General features: G+C 45.7%; 5 protein-coding genes and 1 pseudogene. 1 reads left to right on the forward strand and 5 read right to left on the reverse strand.

Annotated features, from left to right (window positions below):
• Positions 1–18: 18 nt before the first annotated feature.
• The 4 genes and pseudogenes from JNUCC31_RS10585 to JNUCC31_RS10600 form a co-directional block, all read right to left on the reverse strand.
• Positions 19–6549: a non-ribosomal peptide synthetase gene (locus JNUCC31_RS10585; protein ID WP_192271042.1), complete on the reverse strand. Its 6531-nt coding sequence runs from the start codon at positions 6547–6549 to the stop codon at positions 19–21.
• Between the two features lie 49 nt (positions 6550–6598).
• The gene (locus JNUCC31_RS10590; protein WP_192271045.1) at positions 6599–7489 is read right to left on the reverse strand and encodes a GHMP family kinase ATP-binding protein; all 891 of its coding nucleotides are present in this window, start codon (positions 7487–7489) and stop codon (positions 6599–6601) included.
• 11 nt (positions 7490–7500) lie between these two features.
• Positions 7501–8976 carry an argininosuccinate lyase gene (locus JNUCC31_RS10595; RefSeq protein ID WP_192271046.1) on the reverse strand — a complete coding sequence of 492 codons (1476 nt, stop codon included), beginning with the start codon at positions 8974–8976 and terminating at the stop codon, positions 7501–7503.
• Positions 8977–9702: 726 nt separating this feature from the next.
• Positions 9703–9878 (reverse strand): annotated as a pseudogene (locus tag JNUCC31_RS10600) (IS3 family transposase); the annotation flags it as partial.
• A 722-nt stretch (positions 9879–10600) separates the two neighbouring features.
• On the opposite strand from JNUCC31_RS10600, the gene JNUCC31_RS10605 reads away from it, so the two are divergent.
• On the forward strand, positions 10601–10969 hold the full coding sequence (locus JNUCC31_RS10605; RefSeq protein WP_228469615.1) for a helix-turn-helix transcriptional regulator: 369 nt from the start codon (positions 10601–10603) through the stop codon (positions 10967–10969).
• 425 nt (positions 10970–11394) lie between these two features.
• Here the strand turns inward: JNUCC31_RS10605 and JNUCC31_RS10615 are convergent, their stop codons facing one another.
• Positions 11395–12063: a CPBP family intramembrane glutamic endopeptidase gene (locus tag JNUCC31_RS10615; RefSeq protein ID WP_228469616.1), complete on the reverse strand. Its 669-nt coding sequence runs from the start codon at positions 12061–12063 to the stop codon at positions 11395–11397.
• Positions 12064–12106: the final 43 nt, after the last annotated feature.

Here is a 12106-nt window from a genome sequence, read left to right on the forward strand (position 1 = left end):
TTTCCTTAGATGGTGGCTTCACGCTTTCGTGCCCCTCGGCATTCTTGAAATTTTCGGAATTTCCACTTTGTTTTCCGCTTCAATACTGCTGATAATCTGAGCCAATTCCATAATCGTTGGCGAATCAAAGATCGCTTTAATGGGTACGTTCTTGGAGAACTCCTTGCGGATTAGAGAGTTCATCTGGGTTGCAAGCAGAGAATGGCCACCTATCTCAAAGAAGTTTTCCTTCGTCCCAACTCCCTTTCGATGAAGGAGTTGACACCAGATCCGAGACAAGCGTTCCTCTGTTTCATTCGCAGGCTCCACTGAACCTGTATTTTCCGCTGAACCTACATCCGGTTTCGGAAGAAGCGCGCGATTAATCTTTCCACCCGCCGTAAACGGGAAATTCTTCAATGTCACGTAGAAGGATGGTTGCATATAAGAGGGCAGTAGCTGCTTGGCATCATGGCGGATGGTATCCAGAACAGCCTCTCCATTTTTGCATTTGATGTAGGCGACAAGTTGCTGCCCGGAGGCATCCAAGTCATCTCTCACCGTCACCAAAGCCTGTTCAACCTGTGGTAACTGTTCCAAACAAGACTCAATCTCTCCAAGTTCGACGCGATACCCTCTAATTTTGACTTGCGAATCTTTCCTTCCGATGTATTCGATCTGGCCGTCCGCACGATAACGAACGTAATCCCCGGTTTGATACAAGCGTTCCCCCTGTTGGAACGGATGAGGAATAAAGGCCTTGTCGGTTAGCCCCGGTTGATGCAGATAGCCTTGGGCCAATCTCACTCCGCCTATAAATAATTCCCCTGCAACACCAATGGGTACGGGCTGAAGCAAGTGATCCAGAATGTATAGCTGTGTATTCGGTAAAGGTCTGCCAATCGGAATGTCCTCATGCTCTTCATGCAGCTTATCCATATCATCATAAAAAGTGGTCGCCGCTACCGTTGCCTCTGTCGGCCCATACGCATTGCTCCAGCGAATACGTCCCTGCGTAATCTGCTTCCATCTTTCGTATATGGCTATGGAGGCTTTTTCTCCGCCGACGGATACCAGCTTCAAAGACGCTGGAAAAGCATCTGTTTCATCCCACTCGCTGACGAGCAAATGCCAGTAAGCTGTAGGCAAGTAAAGTACACTGATTTCTTTCACGTTTAACCAGCGGACGAACTCATGCGTATCTAATACCGATTTCGGACGCAGTACGAGCGTTGCACCTGTGAGAAGCGCTGGAAACATCTCATGGATGGAGAAGTCGAAGCTGATCGCTGAAAATTGCACAATCCGGTCGTTATCGTTCAGACGGTTCCCCTCTATGACAGTCTGAACATGATCCGCAAGCGAACGCTGCGAAATCATGACTCCCTTGGGCTTACCCGTAGACCCCGAGGTATAGATTACATAAGCTGTATTTTCCATGGATATGCACTTCGAAGGTAGTCCAACTTCCTCTTGGGAGACACGTTCCACCTGTATTCCTTGCAGCTTGTCCACGGCTACCACACAATCATGATCAATAGGCAAACCATCCATTAAATCGGAGTGCGTCAAGACAATCGGTATCCTGCTGTTCTCCACCATCCAGCGAATACGCTCTGCTGGGTACTCAGGGTCGATCGGCACAAAGCAGGCGCCTACCCTCAACGTCCCGAGCATGGACGCCACCAGTTCTATCGAACGCTCCATGTACAAACCAATGACTGTACCCGCCTCAGCTTGTGCATCCCATAACATGCATGCAATCGTCTGAGCTTGGGTCTGAAGCTCTTCATACGTGATTGTTCGTTCTCCATCCTCAATGGCGACAGCATGTGGATGACGAAGGACAGCTTGCGAAAATTGCTGATAGATGTCCTGCTCCTGGGCCCTATGACTTACCCCGGACCTCGCCGTATCATTCCAGTCGACGAGCAGTTTCCTCCGCTCCTGTTCGGTCAACAGGGAAGCTTGTGCAATCGATGTTTCCGGCTGCTGTATCATGCTCTCCAGTAACTGTGAATAGTGCTGGGCGAACCGCTCGATGGTTCCTCGTTCAAACAGAGCAGCCCCATACTCAATCGTGACTTGAAGCTCGTGGCCCTCCTCAATGAACATGCTGATATCAAACAACGAATTGATGTTTTCCAGATTATACGGGCTGAACTTTAATGCCTCTCTATCATTTACATGTTGCATATTTTGTAGGGAAAACATCACCTGGAATACGGGCGAAAATCCCTGGGAACGTTCCGGTTGCAACTCTTGGACCAGCTTTTCAAAAGGAATCTCCTGATGGGAGAAAGCCTCCAACGTGACCCTTTTCACCCTGCCCAACAGATCCTTCCACGTCATCTCAGAAGACACACTAGTTCGGAGCACCAATGTATTCACGAAAAAACCGATCAACTGCTCCCATTCCGTCCGATTGCGATTGGTCATGGGTGAACCAACTAGAAGGTCTTGCTCCCCAGTATATCGATACAACAGGGCCTTGAACGTCGTAAGCAGGGTCATATATAATGATACATTTTCCTGCTTACTGAATTGCCTCGCTTTCTCGGCGAGTCGTCGATCTATAGTAAAGTCAACATGCGCCCCTTTATACGATTGCTGGGCAGGTCTCGCCCGATCGGTAGGTAATTGCAGAATGGGAAGTTTACCTTGCAATTGGTTTTTCCAATAGGCCATTTGTTCTTCCCAACGGACACCTTGAAGCATATTTCGTTGCCAAATCGCATAATCCACGTATTGTAGAGGAAGGGCTTCCCTTTGAAAAGAAGGGTCCTGCTTGCAGCGATCATAATTTTCCCACCATTCCTGTTCAAGCAACGACATGGACCAACCGTCGAAAATAATATGGTGTACCACCAGCAGTAGAACCCACTCTTCATCGTCCAAACGATACAGACTCGTTCGAATTAACGGATCGTTGGCCAAATCAAATGGCTGTTGCTCCTCCTCAGCAATCAAAGCTTGGAGACGGACATACTGGCGCTCATCCATGTCATTACGCAAATCTACCCGTCTAATCGGAAGGGACCGAAAGGGATGGATCATTTGCTTCGGCTGTCCGGCTTGATCCACAAAGTTGGTTCGCAAGCTCTCATGACGCTCAATTAATTGCTGGTAGCTCTGTTCCAGAGCTGCTTCGTCCAACTCCCCCATAACACGTAAAGCCTTGGAGATGTTATACATGGATGAGTCCTGCTGCCATTGCTCAAAAAACCAAATTCGCTCCTGAGCATAAGAGAGTGGCATATAAGGCTCGCGAGGTACTGGAACTATACTTTCACTTTCCGATGAAAGACGTTCATGCTGTGTTGCCAGGTAATGCACTAAATGTGCTGCAAAGTCACTAAGCTGTGGAAACTCAAAAATGGTATACAGCGGCAAATCGGTCTGGAACGCGCTTCGGATGCGAGAGATAACCTTGATCGCCAGCAATGAATGACCGCCCAGTTCAAAAAACTGGTCCTCCAGTCCAACTTCTTCGCATTCGAGAATATCTACCCAAATGGCGGCAACACCCTTTTCCGCTGCAGTGACAGGAGCTGTCTTGTTTTTTCCTCCCATGTTGCGTTTGGGCTGTGGAAGAGCAGATCGACTGACCTTGCCACTCGGTGTCAGCGGCATCTCCTCAATCTTCATGAAAATGGTAGGAAGCATGTAATCCGGCAATTTCTTTTTTAAGTGCTCCCTTAATTCAGGCTCTGCAATATCCTTATCCACTACAACGTAAGCGACCAGTTCATGTGGTGCTTGCTGTTCCTGGTATGCCACGACCACCGTCTCCCGAATACCAGGATAAGTGCTAATGACTGATTCCACCTCACCTGGTTCCACGCGGAAGCCGCGAATTTTGACCTGCTCATCCATTCTCCCTAAAAATTCAACATCACCGCTTGGCAGAAAACGGGCCAGATCCCCCGATTTATACATACGCTGACCAGGCTCATCTGCAAACGGATTAGGGATAAATCTGTCCGCGATCAGTTCCTCCCGATTCAAGTATCCTCTCGCGAGACATATTCCACCAATATACAGCTCTCCATATACACCAACCGGGACAGGTTGAAGTTCGTTGTCGAGAATGTATATTTCACAGTTATCAATGGCTCTGCCTATGGGTGGCAGCGGATTAACTTCATCCATATCTTCAATCATAAATGCGGTAACGACATGGGTCTCCGTTGGGCCATAGTGATTCTGAACCGTGCAATTCCCAAGCTTTTTATGCCAGTTTCTGATCTGTGGTGTAACGCGAAGCTGCTCTCCTGAAACAGTAATATCTGTAATCTCATATTCGATGCCTTCGATCTGCTCGGCGACTTCAGCCAGCTGCTGGAAGCTGATGTAGGGCAAGTGCAAACGCTGAACTTTATGCTCAATGATCAGTTCAAGTAGACTCTCCGGATTTTTGCGAGTCTGCTCATCGACCAGAATCACCGTGCCTCCGCTGCCAAAAGCTGAAAACATCTCGTGGCATGACATGTCGAAATTCAGGGTCGAAAACTGAAGCACGGTCGCCTGTTGCGGTGACTTCAGGTTTTTCATTTGCCAAGCCATCAGATTTACGATAGGGCGATGATCCATCACGATGCCCTTTGGTTTGCCCGTTGAACCCGAAGTATACAATATGTATAAAATATGATCTGGACCAACACCAGACTCCGGGACTTCTTCCACAGGCTCAAGCTCTTCAATATGATCCAGAACGAACAGATTTGTGCCAGCCTCCCCAATAAGCGACAACAGTGTGGATTGAGTAATTACAACCGGGACATCCGTATCCTCCAAAATATAAATTAAGCGGTCCTGAGGATAATGTGGATCAAGCGGGACGTAAGCTCCTCCAGCTTTTAGAACACCAAGCACCGCAACGACCATTTCCAATGACCGTTCCATACAGATTCCGACGCAAACATCTGGGCCCACCCCATGCTCCCTAAGCTTGAAAGCAAGCCCGTTAGACAGACGATCTAACTCCTGGTAACTCAAGCGAGTGTCCTTAAAGACGATAGCACTCTTATCAGGTGTCTGTTTGACCTGACGTTCGAAATACTGGTGCAAGCAGATGTCATCCGGATAAGGCACGGTCGTCTGATTCCATTGCTCCAGAAGCTGACATTCCTGTTTCGATAAAAATTGAAGCTGCGAAATCGGAACATCCGGATGCCGAACGACGGACTCCAGCAGCAGCAGATAGTGCTGGATTAAGCCGGTAATGGTATCTTCCTTGAACCGGTCGGTACTATATTCAAATCCACCAGACATCCCTTCAGCGTGTTCAATCAGGGTAAGCTCCATCTCAAACTTCGATGTTTGATTATCAATCTCCAGAGAGGTAACATGAAGCCCATCCAGACTCAGCCGAACATCGTTAATCAGATTGAACATCACCTGAAATAGCGGGGTTCCACCCAGATTCCGCTCAGGTTGAATGGCCTCAACAATGGTGTCGAATGGCACATCCTGATTCGCATAGGCATCCAGTGTTACTTGCTGTACCCGTTTCAGCAGGTCCACAAAGGACATGTCGCTGGATATGGATGTACGAATCACTAAGGTATTCACAAAAAATCCAATCAAATCTTCCAATTCATTGATATTACGATTGGCGATTGGCGTTCCTACGATCAGGTCTGCTTGTCGTGTATATCGATATAAGAGAATTTTATAAACGGTCAGAAATGCCATAAAAGGAGTTGCTCCATACGTTCGGCTTATCTGCTTCAATGCAACATTTATTTCAGATGGAATCGTAAAGGTAGTAAATGCACCTTTGAACGTTTGGCGAGAAGGACTTGGAAAATCATATGGAAGCTGTAATACCGGTAAACTACCACTCAGCTTCTCCTCCCAATAAGACAACTGCTGCTGAACTTCGCTTCCTTTCAGATGCTCGTTCTGCCAGTGTGCATAATCTGCATACTGAATCTCAAGAGGCAGCAGAGGCACATCCTCACCATTCCGATTCGCACGATAAAGCAGTTCCAATTCCTGGCACAGGACGCCTGTTGACCAACCATCAAAAACAATATGGTGGATGTTCATCATGAAAAAGTGATCATCCGGCTGAACGCGAATCAAACCGGAACGCAACAATGGCCCTGTCGATAAATCAAACGCTGTCTGTGCTTCCCGCTGGAACAACTCCATGGCGGCGAGTTCCCGCTGTTCTTCAGGCAGATCGGTTACATCGTTCATTCTCCAGTGATATTCAGACTGATCATGGATAATTTGAACGGGTTCCCCGTCTTCAACTGCAAAGGTGGTTCGCAACGACTCATGCCTGCTGACCATCTGCTCAAGACTTTTGGTTAAAGCACTCGTATCCAGCTCTCCTTTGAAGCGAAATAGAAAAGGAATATTGTAAAATGCGTTTTGTGGATATAACTGATCCAAAAACCAAAGACGCTTTTGAGCAGAGGATACCGGAGAAGATTCCGTCCGCGATACAGGCTGAATAGTTGTATAAACGGCTGTGTTTCCCACTCTTTGTTGCAGCAATCTTTGGAGCATTTCTTGCTTGGATGCAGGAATTGAAGACTTGCGTTGACCTGTTTCCATTCAAATTCTCCTTCCGTGGATCAGAATGAATAACTGTTTTTCAGACGGCTTACATATTGGTATGAAAAATTGTAACCTCGCCATGCAGTAAACTCATCAGTTGATAGGCCTTATGTAATTGCCAGCAATACTCGCCATCAGTTTGGTCCAGCAAAATTCCAATGCAGGTACCGCTATGCGTGATGACAATACCCAACCCGCCCACCTCATTGCATATATCCAGAACCTGCTCCATCTGTTTTTTCTCCAGCAGTCGCTGATTCATAATTGCGCTTTGAGTGGAGATTCTCCCCATAGCCTTCAAATCATTTTCTTTTATCGCAGCAGAAATGCTTGCAAGCATTTGGTCGTAATCCAGCTTCTCCACTGCAGTAAAGGATCTGGAAATTTTATTGAACTCTGTTGTATCAACTTCGCCACCTTCATCAATACTTACAATAGACAAATTTGGAACCGGGCCAAGACTCTCACGTAACCTCACAGCCCGATGATAATAAGATACGATACCGTCATACATGACACCGTCCGTTGGTTCAATCTCCTGGATTAACGCCTCCAATTGTTCTGTGGTCAGATTCAAACCAAAACAATGATCAATCGCTCGGGCAGTTGCAACAATATCAGCTGAGGAACTGGCCAAACCCTTTCCAACCGGAATGTTGCTGTTAATCTCAATAAATCCTCCCATCGGAAGGTCATACAATTGAAGAATTCTAAGCGCGATTTGTCTAGACTTCGATCTGTAACTGGGAGATACAATCAGGTGGGGGAGGCTCGGCTGTGACTGAAATGTTACATGTGAATATCGGTTGATCGGCAGCGTGATCAGGAAATTCTGTGCATCGGTTCCCACCCCTTGAAGAAGTTCACCAAATGTCCCGAATGATTTTCCAACTCCAATCGACTTTGTTACATTTTTCCCCTCCAAATATGAGCTCATCTGGTAACCCCCTAGGTCAGTAAATAAGTTCGACTTCTCTCCTTCACATTCTGCACATATTCCCAAGTCAACGCTCGTTCCCGTTCTTGAATGGATATAAGCTCTGCCACCTGATCCGGGTGAGTAGATCCTGAAGACCGCTTCGCAGATAAACCAGATTCAGCGGAAAAACATTGGATCAAAATCTCATCCTGAAGTTGACTGACATAACCCATCTCAGCGCATATCGTTCGGAGTAACTCTGAATCAACATCCAATGGCCTTCGCCCCTGTTCAATCATGGCTGTAATGTACTTTCCTGCTATGATCTGAGCATTTCGATAGGGGATATCGCACTGCAAGGTTAGTTGATTCGCTAAGGAGAATCCGCCAAAAAACTGCTCGTTGCAAACCCGTTCCATTTGCTCTTGATCAAAGCTTACATGCGTAATGACATGAGTCAGCAATTGAATCGCGCTATTCATAGTCTCAAGCATGGTTAAAAAATGGCTACCTCCCTCCTTTGCTGTCTCAACCAAATTGGTATATGGAGTTCGTTGTTGCCCCATCACAAGATCGAGATAATATGCAGGAATATGAGCCAATTTCCCTCTAATTCGTTCTAAAATAGTAAAATTTTTCTTTTGAGGCATGGCTGAAGAAATGCCGCACAGATGATCGGGCAACTGCAAGAAACGGTATTCGCTACTCCCCCAATTCATGAAATCTGTCATAAATCGCGTTAACGTCACACTCACATTGGATAACTCCGCACCAATCAGCAGCATGAAATCCTTGGAGGCGACACCCATCAATGCATGACGACATTCCCGATCAAATCCTAACATTCGTGCCATGTTCCTTCGGTCCCACTGTAATTCCAGACCTGACATTGCCCCTGAGCCTAGCGGACATTCATCCAGGCTTGTCCAATGGTTTTGAAAGCGTCCAATCGTTTGTCCAATGTGCTCCAGCATTGCTGCAAAATAAAAACCCGGGCTGATGATTTGTGCTGATTGGTAATGTGTATAACCGGGCATTTTGGTATGGATATGTTTCAGTGCAAGTGGATGAATAGCATCAGCGAGTGAGAGTAGAGCTTCCATCATATCGAGCAGTTGGTCTCTGGCAAGCATGACCTGAGCTGTTGCCTGTACATCATTACGACTTCGATCCAGATGCCAAGCTATAATAGAGTGGCTGGTATTCTGTTCTACATAACGTTCAATCGCAAACAAGATATCCGTCATGTTTTCCTGAGGATTGCCTACCAATGTGTCCATGTCGAGTTTGTCCAATTGAAGCAAAATATGCTGCAACGCTTCATGTTCTAGCAACCCCATGCGGGTATATTCCATGGAAATGACTTTTTCGATTTGAATATAATAGGGAAGCAGGTGTTGAACCTCGTATTTGAATTGAGGATACAATATTTCATCATGAATAAAGGTGTTAGGTTGCTCCTTTAGCCGCCCAGTTAGTGTGTTTTGGCCCATCCTTTTGTCCATAAATCACTCTTCCTACCGTCATATTTAAAAAGCATTTTAACTGCAACCTGACTAGAGAAAAAAGACAAAAAATAATTAGGAAAATTTTCATATATTTGATGTAATTATGTTTTCTTCTTCTTAATTACTTTTAACACAACCCACATGTCGAAGTAAGTCGCTTCTTGGTAAAATACCTTGATAATTTGTTTTTTTTCACATTTCTTTCTCAACAGCCTAGAATTGTGTGCGAATCGGTTATGACAGTTTTTTCACAAAAGGTAGTTATATGTATTGATAGACATGCACCTGATGAAATATCAGAAATATCTATGAAATTCACTCCGACCATCAAAGACTTGGTTTAGTATCCTTTTGATTTGAATATGTCATGACACATAAAAAAGGCCGTCCAAAATGACTCGGATGACCTCCTTTTCATGCAGTGTTATGCAACAAACATACAGCCCGTTAGTCCCAAAAAGAAAGTTGGAAACTTGTACTTTACGATAATATAATTATCATAACCATTTCCTCAATATACTGAATGTCGCATATAACGTGCTTAAATGATCAATCTTCCTTTTCAAAGAATTATCTCCGATAATCTGTCCATCTTTAGTCCATTGTCCATATATTTGAACTAATCGCCCTGTAGTTCGTGAGAGTTCAAGAAGGGTGCCATTGCCTAGACTTAAGCTTGAATCCGAATTAGTTATAGTAGGTGAAGTAGTCTCGAACGGTCTAAAGGGCGATGGCCGTTTTTGTACACTTGAGATCTTCGAGGTAGAACGTTTCAGACTTTAGTGTGGAATGAAACGAGGGGCATTGTCAGCGGGCGTTCCTTTACGGGACATGCTCATGGTAATGCCTTTTCCTTTTCCTTTTACTACAGTCTGGTAAACTTGAGAAGTATACACGCTAGCTAAGACGATAATCCATATGAAAATCACCAGCATAATTTATACGAACACAACGATCGTTCCAACTCGCTCAATGTCACCTAAGAAACTCCAATGGTAATAGCGAACTCAGTTTGATTTAACTTATGTAGCTTCCGTATGCTTCTAATTCGTTCTCCAATAGTAGACAAATAACCTCCTTAAATTAAAGAAAAGTCCTGATGACATTTAATCATCAGGACTCCTTAATGTTACACTTCAAAGTATTAATTTTATAAACAATGATCGTTGTTTTGACTTACCAACTATAATGTAACTGAACACATCTTTGCTTTTGAAGAAGTTAAAAATAGTTCGCAACTGAAAACCCATGACACTTCTAACTTTCCTTGTCTTAGGATCGATTTAAAGCTTGTAACTGAATCTTCTTTACAGGAAAATAAATTTTGTAACTTCATATCAGGGTAGTCCATTTCAGTAGATCTGTTTATTGATTCAGTTTCCAAAAAAATATTTATCCCACATCTTAGAATTTCGTAACTTTATGCTCTCAGCCCGACTATACCTTTCATCATCATCACGAATCATAAGATCGGTATTGATCTGTTGTAACTATTAAATCTTATATTTTCATAACTCTTTGATGAAGAAATTATAGGCTCTCTGTGCGCTTATTCTTCATTAAGCTGAGCAACCGGATTCACTCCACCCAGAAGGAAGTCGGCAACACGCATTACAACAAGATGTCCGTCATCCGCACCAAAATCTACAACCAGCCCTTCCTGAACTGGACGATCGAAGGCCTATCCCACGAGCTGACCATGAGCCGGTCCTGCTTCCAGCACCTGTATAAGGACTTCTTCGGCGTAAGCCCGATGGCTGACGTCATTGCCAGCCGGATCGAACATGCCAAATATCTGCTCACGACCACAGACATCTCCGTCAAAAAGATCGCCGAGATGAGCGGCTACGCCAGCGAGATTCACTTCATGCGCCAATTCAAGCAGCAGACGGGGCAGACGCCATCAACAGTCCGTCTGCACCAGCTGGCAGTGTCCAAGCAACTCGTCAGGCGTGTACTGGTCACAGTACTTTTTATACTCAGGAAATAAGTTCGGATATCGGTCCCGCAGAATCTTCGCGATCCCCGACCCCATCACCCCCTGACAATTCACCTGATGCCCAAGAATATTTTCACTGGCTTCTAATAGATCGCCGTTTATGATTTGGATGGTCATGGTTCTCTCCTTGTTGTTGTGACTTGGGTGTTTGGCAGATAGATTGAACTTAAGAATGTCCGTTCCGGGATAGCCGTGACTACAGAGAATGTTTGGCCTTCCGGCCGCTGTTGTCCCCAGATTTCTTGATTTGAACTATATTAGCAGTAGAAATCCGGCGACAAAGGCGGACGCTACCGCTCCTCCAGCTCCAAAATTCTCCTCCGTCACTCTTCCCTAACCGAATAGTTTCAATTTCAATCTATCTCATTCTTGTATTAGGATTATATCATTCTCCCCCTAAGCCATTCCTCCTCCGTCTACAGCGTAGAATAATAGAGAAGATTGAGGCCGTTATACACGATATGCACCACGACTCCCGGCCAGATGGAGCCTGTCTTGCGGAACAGGTATCCCACCAGGATGCCGACCATGAATGCGTCTAACAGGATAACGGTGAATCCATGAATCACGCCGAAGATTGCAGCGCTGCCGACCACCCCGGCCCATGCTCCATATCGGTTCAGTGCATTGGCAATTACGCCGCGGAATACAAACTCCTCGCTGAGTGGCGTGAGGATGGCCCCGGTGATAATCAGAATGAAGAGCGAGAGCGGACCGCCTTGCGCTGCCGTCTGGAAGTCCGCCTGGGTGTTGATCTCGGTAATAAAGTGATAATAGATTCCTTCAATAACAAAGCATCCCCCGAACGCGGCAATGCCGATTACGACCGCCACCAGCAACCATTTCCGTTCAGTCATCCGAAACCCGAAAGCACGTAAATTGCGAATCCGCAAGGCGTAGGCTGCAAACAAAGCCAGGAAGCCAATCAGACCATTGCCCGCACCTCCGATATTAATCCGCAAGATGGCTTGCTCATCAGGAAGTTGAAGCATCCAGACACCAAGGATAACAACGCCAACCATATAGAGGGACAGTGCAGTTAGGATCTCCGGCCAGCCGGGCCGGGTTTGAGGTATTTCAGACATGGATGGACTGCTCATTGCCAGCCTCCCGGTAGTGACCATTTTT

The sequence above is a fragment of the Paenibacillus sp. JNUCC-31 genome, from assembly GCF_014844075.1.
Taxonomy (GTDB): Bacteria; Bacillota; Bacilli; order Paenibacillales; family Paenibacillaceae; genus Paenibacillus.